Consider the following 18,923-nt stretch of genomic DNA (forward strand, 5'->3'; position numbering starts at 1 on the left):
TCAGTCGGTCTGCCGCTCCCCCGCCGCCGTGAACGCGCCACGGGCCAGCCGGTGCAGCAGCGCCGCCGTCTCGGTGCGGCCGGGCAGCGCGCCCGGCCGGCCCAGGTGCGGGGTGGAGTTGAGCAGGCCGAAGACCGCGTGGACGGCGGCGCGGGCCTCGTGTTCGGGCAGGTCCGGGTAGAGGTCGCGGACGACGGTGACCCAGACCTCGACGTACTGCCGCTGGAGCCGGCGCACCCGCTTGCGGTCGGTGTCCCGCAGGCGGTCCAGCTCCCGGTCGTGCAGGGTGATCAGGGGGCGGTCGTCGAGGGCGAAGTCGATGTGGCCCTCGATGAGCGCGTCCAGCAGGGCCTCGGGCGATCCGTCGCCGGAGGCGGCGTCCTCGGAGACCCGGAGCTCGCCGCCGGCCAGCAGCCGTTCGCTGATGCCGACCAGGAGCTCGGCGAGCATCGCGTCCTTGCCGGGGAAGTGCCGGTAGAGGCCGGGGCCGCTGATGCCGACGGCGGCCCCTATCTCGTCTACGCCGACGCCGTGGAAGCCGCGCTCGGCGAAGAGCCGGGCGGCCTCCCGGAGGATCTGCTCGCGGCGGGTGGGGGCCGCGACGCGGGCGGCGGCATGGGTGCTCATGAGCAGCCATTCTAGACAGGCGGGTTAGCGCTCGTTAACCTGTGATCACGTTAACGCTCATTAACACGGTGGCGTTGGCGAATCGGAACGGCGCGGTACGGGCAAGGGGGCTCGACACGATGCAGCAGGCACCGGTGCTGACGAGCGCGGCGGATCCCGCCTCGGCGGCCTGGCAGGCCAACGAGGCGGCGCATCACGCGCTCGCCGACGAGCTGCGCAAGCGGCTCGCCACGGCCAGGCTCGGCGGAGGTGAGAGGGCCCGCGCGCGGCATGTGGCGCGCGGCAAACTGCTGCCCAGGGAGCGGGTGGACACCCTGCTCGACCCGGGCTCACCGCTCCTGGAGCTGGCCCCGCTGGCGGCCGAGGGGCTCTACGGGGGTGCCGCACCGGCCGCCGGGGTGATCGCCGGGATCGGCCGGGTCAGCGGCCGGGAGTGCGTGGTCGTCGCCAACGACGCGACGGTCAAGGGCGGCACGTACTACCCGATGACCGTGAAGAAGCACCTGCGGGCCCAGGAGGTGGCGCTGGAGAACCGTCTCCCCTGCCTGTACCTGGTGGACTCGGGCGGCGCCTTCCTGCCGATGCAGGACGAGGTCTTCCCGGACCGCGAGCACTTCGGCCGGATCTTCTACAACCAGGCCCGGATGTCGGGCGCCGGCATCCCGCAGATCGCTGCGGTCCTCGGCTCCTGCACGGCGGGCGGGGCGTACGTCCCGGCGATGAGCGACGAGGCCGTCATCGTCCGCAACCAGGGCACGATCTTCCTGGGCGGCCCGCCGCTGGTGAAGGCCGCCACCGGCGAGGTGGTCACGGCCGAGGAGCTGGGCGGCGGCGAGGTGCACTCCCGTACGTCGGGCGTCACCGACCACCTCGCGGAGGACGACGCGCACGCGCTGCGGCTCGTCCGGAACATCGTGGCGACGCTGCCGGACCGGGGCGCGCTGCCCTGGTCGGTGCGGCCGGTCGAGGAGCCGAAGGTGGACCCGGCCGGGCTGTACGGCGCGGTCCCGGTCGACTCGCGGACGCCGTACGACGTGCGCGAGGTGATCGCCCGGGTGGTCGACGGCTCGCGGTTCGCCGAGTTCAAGGCGGAGTACGGCACGACGCTGATCACCGGCTTCGCGCACATCCACGGCCACCCGGTCGGGATCGTCGCCAACAACGGCATCCTGTTCTCCGAGTCCGCCCAGAAGGGCGCCCACTTCATCGAGCTGTGCGACCAGCGCGGCATCCCACTGGTCTTCCTGCAGAACATCTCGGGCTTCATGGTCGGACGGGACTACGAGGCCGGCGGCATCGCCAAGCACGGCGCGAAGATGGTCACCGCCGTGGCCTGCACCCGGGTGCCGAAGCTGACCGTGGTCGTCGGCGGCTCCTACGGCGCGGGCAACTACTCCATGTGCGGCCGGGCCTACAGCCCCCGGTTCCTGTGGATGTGGCCCAACGCGAAGATCTCCGTCATGGGCGGCGAGCAGGCCGCGTCCGTCCTCGCCACGGTCAAGCGGGACCAGCTGGGCGACGACTGGAGCGCCGAGGACGAGGAAGCCTTCAAGGCCCCGATCCGCGAGCAGTACGAGACCCAGGGCAACGCGTACTACGCCACCGCCCGGCTCTGGGACGACGGGGTGATCGACCCGCTGGAGACCCGGCAGGTGCTGGGGCTCGCCCTGACCGCGTGCGCCAACGCGCCCTTGGGCAACGCCGGCTTCGGCGTCTTCCGGATGTGAGGAAGAGATGACGATGTTCGACACGGTCCTCGTCGCCAACCGCGGCGAGATCGCGGTCCGGGTGATCCGGACCCTGCGCGAGCTGGGCGTGCGCTCGGTCGCCGTCTTCAGCGACGCGGACGCGGACGCGCGGCACGTACGGGAGGCCGACACGGCGGTCCGGATCGGCCCGGCGCCCGCCGCCGAGAGCTATCTGAGCGCCGACCGCCTCCTGGAGGCCGCCCGCCGCACCGGCGCGCAGGCCGTCCACCCCGGTTACGGCTTCCTCGCGGAGAACGCGGCGTTCGCCCGGGCCTGCACGGAGGCGGGGCTCGTCTTCATCGGGCCGCCCGCCGCCGCGATCTCGCTGATGGGCGACAAGATCCGGGCCAAGGAGACGGTCGCCGCGGCGGGCGTCCCCGTCGTCCCCGGTTCCTCCGGGAGCGGGCTGAGCGACGCCGAGCTGGCGGAGGCGGCGGCCGGGATCGGCATGCCCGTGCTGCTGAAGCCCTCGGCGGGCGGCGGCGGCAAGGGCATGCGGCTGGTCCGGGACGCGGCGCTGCTCGCGGACGAGATCGCGGCGGCCCGGCGCGAGGCCCGCGCCTCCTTCGGCGACGACACGCTGCTGGTGGAGCGGTGGATCGACCGGCCGCGCCACATCGAGATCCAGGTCCTGGCCGACGCCCACGGCAACGTGGTGCACCTGGGTGAGCGCGAGTGCTCGCTCCAGCGCCGCCACCAGAAGATCATCGAGGAGGCCCCGTCCGTCCTGCTGGACGAGACGACCCGGGCCTCGATGGGCGAAGCGGCCGTGCAGGCGGCCCGCTCCTGCGGGTACGTCGGCGCGGGCACGGTGGAGTTCATCGTGCCGGGCGGCGACCCGTCCTCGTACTACTTCATGGAGATGAACACCCGCCTCCAGGTCGAGCACCCGGTCACCGAGCTGATCACCGGACTGGACCTGGTGGAGTGGCAGCTGCGCGTCGCAGCCGGTGAGCCGCTGCCGTACGGGCAGGACGACATCACGCTCACCGGGCACGCGGTGGAGGCCCGGGTCTGCGCCGAGGACCCGGCCCGCGGCTTCCTGCCCTCCGGCGGCACCGTGCTGGCCCTGCACGAGCCGCAGGGCGGCGGGGTGCGCACCGACTCGGGGCTCGGCGAGGGCGGCGAGGTCGGCAGCCTGTACGACCCGATGCTGTCCAAGGTCATCGCGTACGGCCCCGACCGGGCGACCGCCCTGCGCCGGCTGCGGGTGGCCCTCGCGGACACCGTCGTCCTGGGCGTGCCGACCAACGCGGGCTTCCTGCGCCGGCTGCTGGCCCACCCGGCCGTGGTGGCGGGCGAGCTGGACACCGGCCTGGTGGAGCGCGAGGTGGCCGGGCTGGTCCCGGAGGGCGTGCCGGAGGAGGTGTACGCGGCGGCCGCGCTGCTGCGGCGGCACACCGCGTCCGCCGCCGCCCGCCCCGCGCCCGGCGCCTGGGCCGACCCGTTCTCCGCCGGGAACGGCTGGCGGCTCGGCGGCGCCCCGGCCCGGACGGTGCTCGACTTCCACATCCCGGGCCACGACCCGGTCCAGGTGGGGCTGCGGCCGTGCGGCGGCGGGGACACGGAGCTGACGTTCGGCCACGTCGGCGAGGGCGCGACCCCGCCGGCCCCGGAGTCGGGCTCCTGCGGGCCGCTGGGGCCGCTGCCCGGTACGGCGGAGAAGGCCCGGACGCTGGCGGCCGGTGACGGGCGCATCGCGTTCGAACTCGCCGGGGTCACCCATGTGTTCGCCTACGCGGTCTCCCCGGAGGGGCACTGGCTCGGCCGGGACGGCGACGGCTGGCACGTCCGGGACCACGACCCGGTCGAGGCGTCGCTGACCGGCGCCGCCCGCTCCGGCGCGGACACGCTCGCCGCGCCCATGCCCGGGACGGTGACCGTGGTGAAGGTGGCCGTCGGGGACGAGGTCGTCGCCGGGCAGAGCCTGCTGGTGGTGGAGGCGATGAAGATGGAGCACGTCATCTCCGCGCCGCACGCCGGCACCGTGACCGAACTCGATGTGACCGCCGGGACCACGGTCGCCATGGACCAGGTGCTCGCCGTGGTCGTGCCGGCCGCCGCCGGGGAGGACGCATGACCACCGCCGCCCGCACCCTGCCGATGACCGTGCCCGCCGAAGGGCTGCCCGCCCGGGTCCGCATCCACGAGGTCGGCGCCCGCGACGGCCTGCAGAACGAGAAGGAGGTCGTCCCGACCGAGGTGAAGGCGGAGTTCATCCGCCGGCTCGCGGTCGCCGGGCTGACCACCATCGAGGCGACCAGCTTCGTGCACCCCAAGTGGGTGCCCCAACTCGCCGACGCCGAGCAGCTGTTCCCGATGCTCGGTGACATCGCGGACGTCGGCGACGTGGCGCTGCCGGTCCTCGTGCCGAACGAACGGGGGCTCGACCGGGCGCTGGCGCTCGGGGCCCGCGGGATCGCGGTGTTCGGCTCGGCGACGGAGACGTTCGCCGCGCGCAACCTGAACCGCACGGTGGACGAGTCGCTGGCGATGTTCGCGCCGGTGGTGGCCCGGGCCAAGGCCGAGTCGGTGCACGTGCGCGGCTACTTGTCGATGTGCTTCGGCGACCCCTGGGAGGGCGCCGTGCCCGTCCCGCAGGTCGTCCGGGTCGCCAGGGCGCTGATGGACCTCGGCTGCGACGAGCTGTCCCTCGGCGACACCATCGGCGTGGCCACCCCCGGCCACGTGACCGCACTGCTGACCGGGCTGAACGAGGCCGGGGTGGCCACCGACGTGATCGGGGTGCACTTCCACGACACGTACGGGCAGGCCCTGTCCAACACCCTGGCCGCGCTGCGGCACGGCGTGTCCACGGTGGACGCGTCGGCGGGCGGCCTCGGCGGCTGCCCGTACGCGAAGAGCGCGACCGGAAACCTCGCCACCGAGGATCTCGTGTGGATGCTCGACGGCCTCGGTATCGAAACCGGGGTCGACCTCGGCGAGCTCACCGCCACCAGCGTGTGGCTCGCCGGACACCTGGGCCGACCCAGCCCTTCCCGTACCGTCCGCGCCCTGTCCCACAAGGAGCAGTGATTCCCCGATGTCCCTGGACCACCGGCTGACCGCCGAGCACGAGGAACTCCGACGCACCGTCGAGGAGTTCGCCCACGACGTCGTCGCCCCGAAGATCGGCGACTTCTACGAGCGGCACGAGTTCCCGTACGAGATCGTGCGCGAGATGGGGCGGATGGGCCTGTTCGGGCTGCCGTTCCCGGAGGAGTACGGCGGGATGGGCGGCGACTACCTCGCGCTGGGCATCGCCCTGGAGGAGCTGGCCCGGGTCGACTCCTCGGTCGCGATCACCCTGGAGGCGGGCGTCTCGCTGGGCGCGATGCCGGTCTACCGCTTCGGCACCGAGGAGCAGAAGCGGCGGTGGCTGCCGAAGCTCTGCTCGGGCGAGGCGCTGGGCGCGTTCGGCCTGACCGAGCCGGACGGCGGCTCGGACGCGGGCGGCACCCGGACGACCGCCGTGCGCGACGAGGCGGCGGGCGAGTGGGTGATCAACGGCTCCAAGTGCTTCATCACCAACTCCGGTACGGACATCACGGAGTTGGTGACGGTCACGGCGGTGACCGGCCGCAAGGAGAACGGCGCCCCGCTGATCTCCTCGATCATCGTCCCCTCCGGCACCCCCGGCTTCACGGTGGCCGCCCCCTACTCCAAGGTCGGCTGGAACGCCTCGGACACCCGCGAGCTGTCCTTCGCCGACGTGCGCGTCCCGCTGGAGAACGTGCTCGGCGAGGAGGGCCGGGGCTACGCGCAGTTCCTGCGCATCCTGGACGAGGGCCGCATCGCCATCGCGGCGCTCTCGACGGGCCTGGCGCAGGGCTGTGTGGACGAGTCGGTGAAGTACGCCGCCGAGCGGCACGCCTTCGGGAAGCCGATCGGCGCCAACCAGGCCATCCAGTTCAAGATCGCCGACATGGAGATGCGGGCGCACATGGCCCGCATCGGCTGGCGGGACGCGGCGTCCCGGCTGCTGGCGGAGGAGCCGTTCAAGAAGGAGGCGGCCATCGCCAAGCTGTACTCCTCGACGGTGGCCGTGGACAACGCCCGCGAGGCGACCCAGATCCACGGCGGCTACGGCTTCATGAACGAGTACCCGGTGGCCCGGATGTGGCGCGACTCCAAGATCCTGGAGATCGGCGAGGGCACCAGCGAGGTCCAGCGCATGCTGATCGCCCGCGAGCTGGGGCTGCAGGCCTGACCTCGTGACGCCGGGCCCGTACGGGCCGGGGCCCCCGGTGGACACCATCTGAGGTTAGGCTAACCTTCCCTCGAACGTGTCACCGGCCGGTCCCCGGCTCGTACGAAAGCGGACTCCGTCATGAGCACAACCCGAGTGTCCCGTCCCACCCGTCGCGGCCTGCTGGCCATGGGCGGCGCCGTCGGCCTCGGCGCCGTACTGGCGGCCTGCGGCGGCAGCGACGCAAAGGACTCCGCCGGCGCGGGCGCCAAGAGCACCGAAGCCGGGCCGTGGAAGTTCAAGGACGACCGGGGCCGGGTCGCCGAGGCGAAGTCCGTCCCGAAGAACATCGTCGCCTTCACCGGTGTCGCCGCCGCCCTCCACGACTACGGCATCGAGGTCAAGGCGGTCTTCGGCCCGACCAGGACCAAGGACGGCAAGCCGGACGTGCAGGCCGGCGACCTGGACATCGCCAAGGTCGAGATCCTGGGCAACGTCTGGGGCGAGTTCAACGTCGAGAAGTACGCCGAGCTCGGTCCGGAGCTGCTGGTCACGGCGATGTGGGAGAAGGACGCCCTCTGGTACGTGCCGGACCAGTCCAAGGACAAGATCCTGAAGCTGGCCCCGAGCGTCGCCCTGTGGGCCGCCGAGACCACCATCCCGAAGGCGATCCAGCGCCACGAGGACCTGGCGGCCTCGCTCGGCGCCGATGTGAAGTCCGCGAAGGTCACCGCCGCGAAGACGCGGTTCGAGAAGGCGGCGGCCCGGCTGCGCGCCGCCGCCAAGTCGAAGCCGGAGATCAAGGTCATGGTCGGCTCGGCCAGCCAGGACCTGTTCTACGTCTCGCTGGCCAAGATGTCCGCCGACACCCTGTACTTCCAGGAGCTGGGTGTGAAGTTCGTGGAGCCGAAGGTGAACGCGGCGGGCTTCTTCGAGGAGCTGAGCTGGGAGAACGTCGACAAGTACGGCGCCGACATCATCATGATGGACAACCGCTCCTCGGCCCTCCAGCCCGAGGCGCTGACCTCCAAGCCGACCTGGGCGCAGCTGCCGGCGGTCGAGGCGGGCCAGGTCGTCCCGCGGACCACGGAGCCGATCTACAGCTACGACAAGTGCGCGCCGATCCTGGAGGACCTGGCGAAGGCCATCGAGAACGCCAAGAAGGTCGCCTGACGCGACCGCGCACCGCCCCGGCGGCCGGCAGCCCGGCCGCCGGGGCGGTGCCGTCTCACTTCCCGCCGGTCTCCGACGCGGGCCACGGGACCTGGGGCGAGCGGTAGTAGTCGATGCCCTGGGCGGTGAACCGCTCCCCGAGCGCCGCCAGCCGCAGCTTGTACGTGTCCCAGTCGTGCGTCGACGCCGGTGACCAGGCCAGCTCGGCGGCGCCGGGCAGCCGCGGGAAGGCCATCGCGTCGATGTCGTCGCTGTCGGTCAGGGTCTCGGACCAGATCGGCGCCTCCACGCCGAGTACGGAGCTCTCCGGGGCGCCGGTGAGGTACGTCCCCGGGTCCCAGTCGTAACTGCGCCGGACCTCGACCGTGCCGGCCCACTTCAGGCCCAGTACGGTCTGGTCGTTGTACTTCATGTCGAGGTACACGCGGTCCGCCGGCGACAGCACCAGCTTCGTGCCGCTCTTCGCCGCGTCGACCACCTGCTGCCGGTCGGCGGCGCTGGTCTTGTCGTAGCCCCAGTACTGGGCGACGGCCCCCTTCACCGGGTGCGCGCCGGTCAGCTGGTGCCAGCCCATCACGGTCTTGCCGTACTTCCCGACGATCGCCTGGGCCCGGTCCATGATCTCCACGTAGTCCTCGCGGGTGGTGGAGTGCGCCTCGTCGCCGCCGATGTGGAAGTAGCGGCCGGGCGTGAGCGCGGCCACCTCGCCGACGACGTCGTCGATGAAGTCGTACGTGACGTCCTTGCCGGCGCACAGCGTGCTGAAACCGACCTTGATGCCCGTGTAGAGCGGCGGTGCGACGCCGTCGCAGTTCAGTTCGGCGTACGAGGCGAGCGCGGCGTTGGTGTGGCTCGGCATGTCGATCTCCGGGACCACCTCCAGGTAGCGGGAGGCCGCGTACCGCACGATCTCCTGGTACTGCTCCTTGGTGTAGTACCCGCCGGGCCCGCCGCCGACCTCGGTGGAGCCGCCGTACGTGGCCAGCCTCGGCCAGGAGTCGACGGCGATGCGCCAGCCCTGGTCGTCGGAGAGGTGGATGTGGAAGGTGTTGTACTTGTACTGGGCGACCTGGTCGATGTAGCGCTTGACCTCGTCCACCGAGAAGAAGTGGCGCGCGACGTCCAGCATCGCGCCCCGGTACGCGTAGCGCGGGGTGTCGGTGATGGAGCCGCCGGGGACCCGCCAGGGGCCCTTCTGCCGGGTGTCGCGCTCCACTTGGGCCGGCAGCAGCTGGCGCAGCGTCTGGACGCCGTGGAAGAGCCCTGCGGGCTGCCTGGCGGTGATGGTGACGCTGCCGCGCCCGGAGGTGAGGGTGTAGCCCTCCGCGCCCAGCTTGCCGGCGCGCGGGTCGAGCCTGAGCCGGATGCCGTCGGCGCCGTCCTTGGTGGTGACCGGCAGGGCGAAGCCGGTGGAGGGGCGCAGCAGGCCCGCCAGGTAGTCGCCGATCTTCCGGGCCTCGCCGGAGGCGCCGACGGTCCGAATCCTGGTGGAGCCGTTGAGCAGGTAGGGCTCGCCGCCGGGTCTGACCGAGGCGGGGGCGGGCACCACCTGGCCGAGCGGCCTGGGCGCCCACGCCACTCTCGTCGCGCCCGCGGCGGACGCCTGCGGGGTGGCGCACGCACTGGAGACACCGGCCGCCGCGACGAGAAGCAGCGAGCCGAGGAGCCGGGGAAGAGTACGGGGAAGAGCACTGCGGCGTACCGTGTGCAGTCTCACAAGCCGGGTCCCTTTCTGGGGGTCACTCTGCTGGGTCTCCTGACCTTTCTCCGTCGCCATGCGTACCGCGCGTCTCACGGGTGGTCAAGGTGTAGACCACTTACCGGCGTTGGTCACCCAGGCGCCCTGATGAGCTTTTGCGTCTTATGTGCGGATTCACCCTTTCGGCTCCGACCACTGCCGGCGCACCCCCTCCCCCACCCCTCCGGGACGTCCGCACGAAATCCACCCAAGCCAGAAAAACGGGGCCAGTATCGCGCTTCCCTGCCCGATATCGGGCAGGATTGTTGCGCTCGAAGCCCTTCCGCCGCAGTATCGACGGGTGCTCGAACGCCTCTCGTCGTACGACGACCTCATTGACCACGTGGTGCGCAGCACCACGCTGCCCCGCGGCGAAGCCGCCCGGGTGATCCTCGACGTGCTGGCGTACTTCGACGAGACGACCGAGGTCTTCGTCCGCCGCCGCCACCGCGAACTGCAGGCCGGCGGCCTGGTGAACACGGAGATCTTCGAGCGGATCGCGGCCGAGCTGCCGCACCGCGCGGTCGCGCCGCCGGAGCTCTCGCTCCGTCAGCTGCGCCGGATCGTCTACGGCTGAGACCGCCTCGCGGCCGGGTACCCCTTTTACTTGTTCGTCGTCGGAGGACAGAAAGCCCTATGTGCGGAATCGTCGGTTACATCGGAAAGCGTGACGTGGCCCCGCTGCTGCTGGAGGGCCTGCAGCGGCTGGAGTACCGGGGTTACGACTCCGCCGGGATCGTGATCACCGGGAAGCCCGCGGCCGGGAAGCCCGCCGCGCTGAAGTCGGTCAAGGCCAAGGGCCGGGTCCGCGAGCTGGAGTCCCGGGTCCCCAAGCGCTTCGCCGGCACCACCGGCATCGCCCACACCCGCTGGGCGACCCACGGCGCCCCCAGCGACGAGAACGCCCACCCGCACCTGGACGCCGAGGGCAAGGTCGCCGTCGTCCACAACGGGATCATCGACAACGCCGCCGAGCTGCGCACCCGGCTGACCGCCGAGGGCGTCGTCTTCCTCTCCGAGACCGACACCGAGGTGCTGGTCCACCTGATCGCCCGCTCGGACGCCGGGACCCTGGAGGAGAAGGTCCGCGAGGCCCTGCGCTCCGTCGAGGGCACCTACGGCATCGCCGTCCTGCACGCCGACTTCAACGACCGCATCGTGGTCGCCCGCAACGGCTCCCCGGTCGTCCTCGGCATCGGCGAGAAGGAGATGTTCGTCGCCTCCGACGTCGCCGCCCTGGTCGCCCACACCCGCCAGGTCGTCACCCTGGACGACGGCGAGATGGCCACCCTGAAGGCCGACGACTTCCGTACGTACACCACGGAGGGCTCGACCACGACGGCCACGCCGACCACCGTGGAGTGGGAGGCCGAGTCGTACGACATGGGCGGCCACGACACGTACATGCACAAGGAGATCTCGGAGCAGGCGGACGCCGTCGACCGGGTGCTGCGCGGCCGGATCGACGACCGTTTCTCCACCGTGCACCTGGGCGGCCTCAACCTGGACGCCCGCGAGGCGCGCGGGGTCCGCCGGATCAAGATCCTGGGCTGCGGCACCTCGTACCACGCGGGCCAGATCGGCGCGCAGCTGATCGAGGAGCTGGCCCGCATTCCCGCGGACGCCGAGCCCGCCTCCGAGTTCCGCTACCGCAACCCGGTCGTGGACCCCGACACGCTGTACGTCGCGGTCTCGCAGTCCGGTGAGACGTACGACGTGCTGGCCGCCGTCCAGGAGCTGAAGCGCAAGGGCGCCCGGGTCCTCGGTGTGGTCAACGTGGTCGGCTCGGCGATCGCCCGCGAGGCGGACGGCGGCACGTACGTGCACGCGGGCCCCGAGGTCTGCGTGGTCTCCACCAAGTGCTTCACCAACACCGTGGTCGCCTTCGCGCTCCTCGCCCTGCACCTGGGCCGCATCCGGGACCTGTCGGTCGCCGACGGCAAGCGGATCATCGAGGGCCTGCGCCGGCTGCCCGCCCAGATCAGCGAGATCCTGGCGGGCGAGGACGAGATCAAGCGGCTGGCCGCCGAGTACGCGGACGCGAAGTCGATGATGTTCATCGGCCGGGTGCGCGGCTACCCCGTGGCCCGTGAGGCGTCGCTGAAGCTCAAGGAGGTCTCGTACATCCACGCCGAGGCGTACCCCGCCTCCGAGCTGAAGCACGGCCCGCTCGCCCTGATCGAGCCCGCGATGCCGACCGTGGCGATCGTGCCGGACGACGACCTGCTGGAGAAGAACCGCGCCGCGATGGAGGAGATCAAGGCCCGCAGCGGCCGCATCCTCGCCGTGGCCCACCAGGTGCAGGAGAAGGCCGACCACACCATCGTCGTGCCGAAGAACGAGAACGAGCTGGACCCGATCCTGATGGGCATCCCGCTCCAGCTCTTCGCGTACCACACGGCACTGGCCATGGGCCGGGACATCGACAAGCCCCGCAACCTGGCCAAGTCGGTCACCGTCGAGTAGTCACGCCGCGCGAGCGGGGCCTCGCGGTCGGTGACCGCGGGGCCGTCGGTGTACCGGCCGGAATCGGCCCGGGAACGGCCGGGAAGGGCCCATGGGGCCTTTTCCACAGGCGAGTTGGCGCCACGGGGGCCCCGGGGCTACGGGATGACCACGACCGGCCGCTGGGCGCGGCGGGCCAGGCGGCCGGCCACCGAGCCGAAGATCTTGCCCACCAGGCCGTGCGTGGAGCCCACCACGATGGCGTCCGCCGAGTACTCCCGGCCGACCTCCTCCAGTTCGTGGCAGATGTCCCCGCCGCGCTCCACGAGCACCCAGGGCACCTCGGCGAGGTAGTCCGCGCAGGCGAGCTCCAGGCCCAGGACCTCGGTGCGGTGGTCCGGCACGTCGACGAAGACCGGGGGCTCGCAGCCCGCCCAGACCGTGGTCGGCAGCCGGTTGGCGACGTGGACGATGATCAGACCGGAGCCCGTCCTGCGGGACATGCCGATCGCATAGGCGAGGGCCCGCTCGCTGGACGTCGAGCCGTCGAAGCCGACGACGACCCCATGCCGGAAGGCGGGATCGCACGGACGGCGCTCTTGTTCGGCCGCCAGCGGGTCCGACAGGGGGTCGGCTACCTGCTTGCGGTCCGCGGGTTCGGGGATTTCGTGACCGGCCATCGATGTCTCGGCGAAGAGAGTCCTCGTGAGGAGAGCGGCGTGGGAAGGTGCGTCAGCGAGCGGTGTCGTGGTGTCCGGGAATCATCTTCCCAACCCCTTACCCCCAAGGGTACGGCGCCACTCCTCCATTGCCCGCCCCGCGCACGGCGCATGCGGCGTTTTCCGGAGCATGCCCGAGACCGGGCCCGGATGGCAATGCCGGTTGCCCTCTACACCGACGTGCCGGCCACCGCTCCGGCCCCGTGCGGCGCCCGGCGGAACCGGCCCGGAAGGGCTCGCGCGGACGGTCCGGGGGCGTCGCCCGCGAGGAGCGGAACCCACCCTTCCGGGGGAGTCGGCCGACTCGCGGGGTCCGTCCGGAACCCACCGCGCGGTCTGCTCCCGGGACGGCCGGGAGAGCGGTATTCGGCTGCCCGTCCGGACCGGCTCCCGGCCGGGCGCGCCGGCCCCGCCGCCGGGGCCGCCGATCCTTGCGAGGGGGCGCGCGGAGGCGGACGAGCGCCCCGGGTTGTGCGCCGGTAGAACGACTGATTTCCGCACACGCGACCGTACATTTTCAGCCAACTTCAGGGGTCGGTCGATTCCTTGTCGAAATGGCCGATCAACCCCCTTGCCACCAGGCAGGAAGAGACCGGGCGGTACGCTTCCGCCCAATGGGGACGGGCCATGAACGCCGGACGCACTTCCCTGCGCGGGCCGCGAGTGAAACGCTTCGTGATCGAACGCTTCCCGCCAGGTTGCCTTGTCGACAATGAGCCGGTTGGTGAACTTGTCACGACGGCACCACGGGACGCAGTAGATTCGATCTTGGGCGTCGAAGGCCGGGGACTCGTGCACGACCGAGGGGACATGTGCAGGTGCGACAGGCCCGTAAGGACCAGGAAGACGCGAACACCGAGGGGGGCTTAGCGTCATGAGCCAGGACTCCGCCACCGCAACGGAGGCTGTACGGAAGCTGGGCGGAAGACGACGCCGGGAAGTCGTCGCCGTCCTGCTCTTCAGCGGTGGCCCCATCTTCGAGAGCTCCATCCCGCTGTCGGTGTTCGGAATCGACCGCCAGGACGCGGGAGTTCCTCGCTACCGGTTGCTTGTGTGCAGCGGCGAAGAGGGACCGCTGCGCACCACCGGCGGACTCGAACTGACCGCGCCCTACGGGCTGGAGGCGATCAGCAGGGCCGGCACCGTGGTGGTGCCCGCCTGGCGCTCGATCACCTCCCCGCCGCCCGTGGAGGCGCTGGACGCGCTGCGCCGCGCCCATGAGGAGGGCGCCCGCATCGTCGGCCTGTGCACGGGGGCCTTCGTGCTCGCCGCCGCCGGGCTGCTGGACGGCCGGCCGGCCACCACCCACTGGATGTACGCACCGACGCTGGCCAAGCGCTATCCGTCGGTGCACGTCGACCCGCGCGAACTGTTCGTGGACGACGGGGACGTGCTGACCTCCGCCGGGACGGCGGCCGGCATCGACCTGTGTCTGCACATAGTCCGCTCGGACCACGGCACGGAGGCCGCCGGGGCACTGGCCCGCCGGCTCGTCGTGCCGCCCCGGCGCAGCGGCGGTCAGGAGCGCTACCTCGACAGGTCTTTACCTGAGGAGATCGGCTCCGACCCGCTCGCCGAGGTCGTCGCCTGGGCGCTGGAGCATCTGCACGAGCAGTTCGACGTGGAGACGCTGGCCGCGCGCGCCTACATGAGCCGGCGGACCTTCGACCGGAGGTTCCGCTCGCTGACGGGCAGCGCGCCGCTCCAGTGGCTGATCACCCAGCGGGTGCTGCAGGCGCAGCGCCTCCTCGAGACGTCGGACTACTCGGTGGACGAGGTCGCGGGCCGCTGCGGCTTCCGCTCGCCGGTCGCGCTGCGCGGGCACTTCCGCCGCCAGCTCGGCTCCTCCCCCGCCGCGTACCGCGCCGCCTACCGGGCCCGCCGTCCGCAGGGCGGGGTCTCGGAGCCGGTCGTGGTGACGGAGGTGGCGGTGCCCGCCCAGGGCACCGCCCAGAGCCGCCGTACCGCCGTCCCCGGCCCGTCCGGCGCCGCACCCGCGGCGCTGGACGCGAAGGCGGGCGCCGACCTGTTCGCCGCGGGGCGCCCGGCCCTGCCCGGGCAGCGGAGCGCCCCTTAGGGTGGAGCCCATGAACGACCGCATGGTGTGGATCGACTGCGAGATGACCGGGCTCTCGTTGGCGGAAGACGCACTCATCGAGGTGGCCGCGCTGGTCACCGACTCGGAGCTGAACGTGCTCGGTGAAGGGGTGGACATCGTGATCCGCCCGCCGGACGCGGCGCTGGAGACCATGCCCGAGGTGGTGCGGCAGATGCACACCGCCTCGGGGCTCCTCGACGAGCTGGCCGGCGGCACGACGCTGGCCGACGCCGAGGAGCAGGTCCTCGCCTACGTGCGCGAGCACGTGAAGGAGCCCGGCAGGGCGCCCCTGTGCGGGAACTCGGTCGGCACCGACCGCGGCTTCCTGTCCCGGGACATGCCCCTCCTGGAGGGCTACCTCCACTACCGGATCGTGGACGTCTCCTCCATCAAGGAGCTGTCCCGCCGCTGGTACCCGAGGGCGTACTTCAACAGCCCGGAGAAGAACGGCAACCACCGGGCGCTCGCCGACATCCGCGACTCGATCACGGAGCTGCGGTACTACCGCGAGGCGGTCTTCGTCCCGCAGCCCGGCCCGGACTCCGAGCAGGCGAAGGCGGCCGCCGCGCGGGTCTCCCGGCCCCGCCCCTGAAGGCGCTGGTCACGGCCCTCCCGGGGGCCGCGACCCCCCGCCGGGGAATGAGTGCGCGAGCACCCTCCCGGACCCTGTACACTTTTTCTCGGCCGGTCGGAAACGCCCGGACGTGGTGGGTATAGCTCAGATGGTAGAGCACCTGGTTGTGGTCCAGGATGTCGCGGGTTCGAGTCCCGTTACTCACCCTGAAGGATCAGCCCCCGACCTGTGAGACAGGTCGGGGGCTGATGCGTTCCCGGCGCTACGCGAGTCCGTCGGCGGCGCCCAGGGGCCGCCAGGCCGGTCCGTCGCCGTCCGGTACGACCCGGCCGAAGACCCTGTCCGCGAAGTGGATGCCGAAGCCCAGCGTGCCGGGCTCCGCGAGTTCGCCGACGAGGCGGCGGCGGTGCTCGGCGGACCCGGCCGGGTCGTGGTCGTAGACGCAGGACCAGTCGGGCCGGTCCACCTGGACCGGTGAGTGCAGCGAGTCACCGAAGGCGATCAGCCGCTTCCCGCCGCCGGTGATGACGAACTCCGTGTGGCCCGCGGTGTGTCCGGCGGTGACCCGGGCCCGGACGCCGGGGAATACCTCCTGGCCGTCGGCCACCGTACGGACGTGGGGCGCGAGGGCGTCCAGCTCGTCGCCGGGCTCGCGGGCGGCCCATTCCGCGTCCGCCACCAGGTATGCGGCGCGGGAGAAGAGCCGTTCGTGGGTGGCCCAGCCCGTGTGGTCCGGGTGGAGGTGGCTGAAGGCGACGGCCTCGATGCGGTCCGGGGCCCGGCCGAGCGCGGCCAGGGCGGCCGGGAGGTCGCCGCCGCGCATGGCGCCGTTGGGGGTGGCCGGGTCCGCCGGGAGGGTGTGCGGGCCGAAGCCCGCGTCGATCAGGAGGGCGCGGTCGCCGTGCTCCACCAGGAGACCGCCGACGCTCGCGACCAGGTATCCGGAGGCGTCGAGGTGCTCCCGGTGTGCCCCCCAGAAGGCGTCGGTGCTGTCCGGCAGCCAGGCGGTCGGGCGGCCCTGGATCACCCCGTCCGGCACGAAGGACACCGTGGTGTCGCCCAGACGCAGGGTGCTCGGGTCCGTCATGACGTCGCTCCTCGTTCGTCGCTGTGTGGCGGGACCACCGTAAGCATCGAGCTAGAAACATTCAAGTTGTCATTATTCTTGCTTGATGGACTTGCTAGAGTGGGTCCATGACGACACCCCCCGAGGCACAGGCCGCCGCCGAGCGGGAGCTGTGCGGGCTGGTGAACGGGCTGGCCGCCCGGATCGCCGATCACGTGCGCAAGTGCGCCGTCCCCCTCGGTCTCACGGCGGCCCAGGCGACGGCGCTGCGGGAGATGACCGGGTCGATGACCATGCGCGAACTGGCCGAGCGCATGAGCTGCGAGCCGTCCAACGCCACCTTCGTCATCGACAAGCTGGAGAAGCGTGGCCTGGTCGAACGCCGCCCCCACCCCACCGACCGGCGCGCCCGGCACCTCGTGCTGACGCCCGAGGGCACCAGGGTACGCGCACGGCTCCTGGAACTACTCACCGAGGACTCACCGCTGGCCGGGCTCGGTCCTGGAGGGCAGCGGGCCCTTCAGGAGCTGCTGGAGAAGACGGTCGGCCGGCCGAGCTGACCGACGAAATCCGACCACGCGCCCGGCGCGAAGGCGAGCGCGGGAAGGGACGGGGTCTTGGAGTCGCGCAGACGGACCGCCGCAGCGGGGCCGGGGGGCAGCGCCACTTCGACGCAGTCGGGACCCGCCGAGTCGCAGTAGCTGGACCTGGTCCAGTGCAGGGGCATGGTTCGTTCCTCCGCTCGTCGCGCGGCGTCGCTCACACGGCACCGTAGCCATCGGGCCGGGAGACCGGGAGCACCGAGACCCCGAGGTCCCGCCGCATCACCTGCCGGACCTCGTACAGGCCCTCCGAGGCGCGTTCCAGCCGCTCCCCGACATCGTCCAGGGGTTCGTCGCCCGCGGTCCCCTGCTCGTGCCGGCCGAGCAGGGCGTGGATGCGGTGCAACTGGTGCACGACGCCGCCCGCGACGGACAGCACGTCGTCACTGATCACCATCTGCGCCTCGGCGTACACGTCGCGCAGGACGCGGCGGGGCTCCTCCCGCTCCTGGCCCTGCTGCGGACGCGCCTGCCCCGAGGCAAGAGCGAGGTAGTCCTTCGACAGCACGGAGTGGAACTGCCGCAGGCGCTGGTTGAACACCGCGTAGACGGCCCGCCGCGCACCCAGGGCCTCGCGGCGTTCGTCCGCCAGCAGCTCCTCCCGCCGCAGCCGCTCCGCGCGGTCGAGCTCCACCGTCTTGGCCCGCAGCGCGCCGCGGTGCGCCATGACGCCGGACACGAGGGTGCCGGCCACCCCCACCACGGCGACGATCAGAGCGGTCAGAGAAGGGTCCACACCTCAGAAGTTACTCGAAGTGGGCCCAGGGGAAAGGCGATTGCGGCACTCCGGCGTCACGACGAGTCGCGGACCACCAGCTCGGTCGGCAGCACGATCTGCGCCCGGTCCGCGCTCTCCCCGGTGATCATGTCGAGCAGAACCCTCGTCATCGCGCGGCCCATCTCCTCGATCGGCTGGCGCACGCTGGTGAGGGCCGGGTCCATGTGGCGGGCCACGGCCGAGTCGTCGAAGCCGATGAGGGCGACGTCGTCCGGGATGCGGCGGCCGGCCTCCCGCAGGACCTGGCGGGCACCGGCGGCCATCACGTCGGAGGCGGCGAAGACCGCGTCCACGTCGGGGCGGCGGGCGAGCAGGTCGCGCATGGCCCGGGCGCCGCCCTCCTCGGTGAAGTCGGCGGGGGCGATCAGCCGCTCGTCGGGCTCCAGGCCCGCGTCGCGGACGGCCTGGCGGTATCCGTCGAGGCGGCTCTGGGAGGCGTAGACGTCGAGCCGGCCGGTGATCGTGGCGATGGAGCGGCGGCCGCGCGAGGCGAGGTGTTCCACGGCGCCACGGGCCCCCTCGAAGTTGTCCGAGTCGACGGAGGACAGGGACTCGGCGGCGGATCTGCGGCCGTTCATCACGGCGGGCATGCCGAGCTGTTCCAGCAGGTCGGGCAGCGGGTCGTCGGCGTGCACGGAGACCAGCAGCACACCGTCCACGCGGTGGGCGGTGAGGTACTGCGCGAGCCGGCGGCGCTCGCGGTCGCTGCCGACGAGGGTGAGCAGCAGCTGCATGTCGGTGTCGGCGAGGGCGGCACCGACCCCGCGCACGATGTCGGAGAAGTACGGCTCCGCGAAGAAGCGGCTCTCCGACTCGGGCACCACGAGCGCGATGGCGTCCGTGCGGTTGCCGGCCAGTGCGCGGGCCGCGCGGTTGGGTACGTAACCCAGCTCGGCGACGGCGGCCTCGACCGCCTCCCTGGTGTGGGCGCTGACCCGGGGCGATCCGTTGATCACGCGCGAGGCCGTGCCCCGTCCGACCCCCGCCCGCGCCGCGACCTCTTCGAGCGTGGGCCGGCCCCCGCTCCGTACTCGCGCTGCCGTCATGGCTGCCTCCCGTTCGCGGTCAATTTCTCACAGTCGGATAACCAAACCAAGTCCTGGTGTTGGTTCCCTTGACACTCTGCGGGACCGGTCGGCCGCTCCCCCGCTCCTTTTATGGGAGCG

The 18,923-nt window shown here is 72.0% G+C and carries 17 protein-coding genes and 1 tRNA gene; 11 read left to right on the forward strand and 7 right to left on the reverse strand.

From position 1 onward, the window contains the following. Positions 1-627, reverse strand: coding sequence for a TetR/AcrR family transcriptional regulator (locus ACFUJY_RS15515; protein ID WP_383298995.1), 627 nt, complete (start codon positions 625-627; stop codon positions 1-3). A gap of 119 nt (positions 628-746) precedes the next feature. Between ACFUJY_RS15515 and ACFUJY_RS15520 the strand changes: the two genes are divergently transcribed. The 5 genes from ACFUJY_RS15520 (at position 747) to ACFUJY_RS15540 (ending at position 7,737) form a co-directional block, all read left to right on the forward strand. Continuing rightward, positions 747-2,354 (forward strand): carboxyl transferase domain-containing protein, encoded by a 1,608-nt coding sequence (locus ACFUJY_RS15520; protein WP_383298998.1) that lies wholly within the window; start codon positions 747-749, stop codon positions 2,352-2,354. Positions 2,355-2,367: 13 nt separating this feature from the next. Continuing rightward, positions 2,368-4,455 carry an acetyl/propionyl/methylcrotonyl-CoA carboxylase subunit alpha gene (locus tag ACFUJY_RS15525; protein ID WP_383299406.1) on the forward strand — a complete coding sequence of 696 codons (2,088 nt, stop codon included), beginning with the start codon at positions 2,368-2,370 and terminating at the stop codon, positions 4,453-4,455. Further along, on the forward strand, positions 4,452-5,411 hold the full coding sequence (locus ACFUJY_RS15530; RefSeq protein ID WP_383299001.1) for a hydroxymethylglutaryl-CoA lyase: 960 nt from the start codon (positions 4,452-4,454) through the stop codon (positions 5,409-5,411). The genes ACFUJY_RS15525 and ACFUJY_RS15530 overlap by 4 nt, the downstream gene beginning before the upstream one ends. Before the next feature lie 7 nt (positions 5,412-5,418). After that, on the forward strand, positions 5,419-6,585 hold the full coding sequence (locus tag ACFUJY_RS15535) for an acyl-CoA dehydrogenase family protein (RefSeq protein WP_383299004.1): 1,167 nt from the start codon (positions 5,419-5,421) through the stop codon (positions 6,583-6,585). Between the two features lie 120 nt (positions 6,586-6,705). Next, positions 6,706-7,737 carry an ABC transporter substrate-binding protein gene (locus ACFUJY_RS15540; RefSeq protein ID WP_383299006.1) on the forward strand — a complete coding sequence of 344 codons (1,032 nt, stop codon included), beginning with the start codon at positions 6,706-6,708 and terminating at the stop codon, positions 7,735-7,737. Positions 7,738-7,792: 55 nt separating this feature from the next. Here ACFUJY_RS15540 and ACFUJY_RS15545 read toward each other — a convergent pair whose 3' ends face one another. Further along, the gene (locus ACFUJY_RS15545) at positions 7,793-9,454 is read right to left on the reverse strand and encodes a beta-N-acetylhexosaminidase (protein ID WP_383299009.1); all 1,662 of its coding nucleotides are present in this window, start codon (positions 9,452-9,454) and stop codon (positions 7,793-7,795) included. 322 nt (positions 9,455-9,776) lie between these two features. On the opposite strand from ACFUJY_RS15545, the gene ACFUJY_RS15550 reads away from it, so the two are divergent. Continuing rightward, positions 9,777-10,052, forward strand: a complete 276-nt coding sequence (locus ACFUJY_RS15550; RefSeq protein ID WP_018105728.1) for a hypothetical protein — start codon at positions 9,777-9,779, stop codon at positions 10,050-10,052. A 59-nt stretch (positions 10,053-10,111) separates the two neighbouring features. Continuing rightward, positions 10,112-11,941 (forward strand): glutamine--fructose-6-phosphate transaminase (isomerizing), encoded by a 1,830-nt coding sequence (glmS, locus tag ACFUJY_RS15555; protein ID WP_164400822.1) that lies wholly within the window; start codon positions 10,112-10,114, stop codon positions 11,939-11,941. A gap of 137 nt (positions 11,942-12,078) precedes the next feature. Here the strand turns inward: glmS and ACFUJY_RS15560 are convergent, their stop codons facing one another. Then, positions 12,079-12,600, reverse strand: a complete 522-nt coding sequence (locus ACFUJY_RS15560) for a universal stress protein (RefSeq protein ID WP_383299014.1) — start codon at positions 12,598-12,600, stop codon at positions 12,079-12,081. 913 nt (positions 12,601-13,513) lie between these two features. Here ACFUJY_RS15560 and ACFUJY_RS15565 point away from each other — a divergent pair. The 3 genes from ACFUJY_RS15565 to ACFUJY_RS15575 all read left to right on the forward strand — a co-directional run bounded on the left by ACFUJY_RS15565 (position 13,514) and on the right by ACFUJY_RS15575 (position 15,517). Beyond that, positions 13,514-14,716: a helix-turn-helix domain-containing protein gene (locus tag ACFUJY_RS15565; protein ID WP_383299016.1), complete on the forward strand. Its 1,203-nt coding sequence runs from the start codon at positions 13,514-13,516 to the stop codon at positions 14,714-14,716. A gap of 10 nt (positions 14,717-14,726) precedes the next feature. Continuing rightward, positions 14,727-15,329, forward strand: a complete 603-nt coding sequence (gene orn / locus ACFUJY_RS15570) for an oligoribonuclease (protein ID WP_383299018.1) — start codon at positions 14,727-14,729, stop codon at positions 15,327-15,329. A gap of 115 nt (positions 15,330-15,444) precedes the next feature. After that, positions 15,445-15,517: transfer RNA gene (locus tag ACFUJY_RS15575), tRNA-His, on the forward strand. 56 nt (positions 15,518-15,573) lie between these two features. Here ACFUJY_RS15575 and ACFUJY_RS15580 read toward each other — a convergent pair. Next, positions 15,574-16,398 (reverse strand): MBL fold metallo-hydrolase, encoded by an 825-nt coding sequence (locus ACFUJY_RS15580; RefSeq protein WP_383299021.1) that lies wholly within the window; start codon positions 16,396-16,398, stop codon positions 15,574-15,576. 107 nt (positions 16,399-16,505) lie between these two features. Here ACFUJY_RS15580 and ACFUJY_RS15585 point away from each other — a divergent pair, with 107 nt between their 5' ends. Then, positions 16,506-16,937, forward strand: a complete 432-nt coding sequence (locus ACFUJY_RS15585) for a MarR family winged helix-turn-helix transcriptional regulator (protein ID WP_383299024.1) — start codon at positions 16,506-16,508, stop codon at positions 16,935-16,937. Here the strand turns inward: ACFUJY_RS15585 and ACFUJY_RS15590 are convergent. The 3 genes from ACFUJY_RS15590 to ACFUJY_RS15600 are packed head-to-tail and all read right to left on the reverse strand — an operon-like array spanning position 16,898 to position 18,803. Beyond that, positions 16,898-17,104, reverse strand: coding sequence for a DUF397 domain-containing protein (locus ACFUJY_RS15590; RefSeq protein ID WP_383299027.1), 207 nt, complete (start codon positions 17,102-17,104; stop codon positions 16,898-16,900). The genes ACFUJY_RS15585 and ACFUJY_RS15590 overlap by 40 nt on opposite strands. A 32-nt stretch (positions 17,105-17,136) precedes the next feature. Continuing rightward, positions 17,137-17,715: a hypothetical protein gene (locus tag ACFUJY_RS15595; RefSeq protein WP_383299030.1), complete on the reverse strand. Its 579-nt coding sequence runs from the start codon at positions 17,713-17,715 to the stop codon at positions 17,137-17,139. A 56-nt stretch (positions 17,716-17,771) separates the two neighbouring features. Next, on the reverse strand, positions 17,772-18,803 hold the full coding sequence (locus ACFUJY_RS15600; RefSeq protein WP_383299033.1) for a LacI family DNA-binding transcriptional regulator: 1,032 nt from the start codon (positions 18,801-18,803) through the stop codon (positions 17,772-17,774). Positions 18,804-18,923: the final 120 nt, after the last annotated feature.

Origin of the sequence: Streptomyces sp. NPDC057249, assembly GCF_042669245.1 — a bacterium.
Classification (GTDB): Bacteria; Actinomycetota; Actinomycetes; order Streptomycetales; family Streptomycetaceae; genus Streptomyces.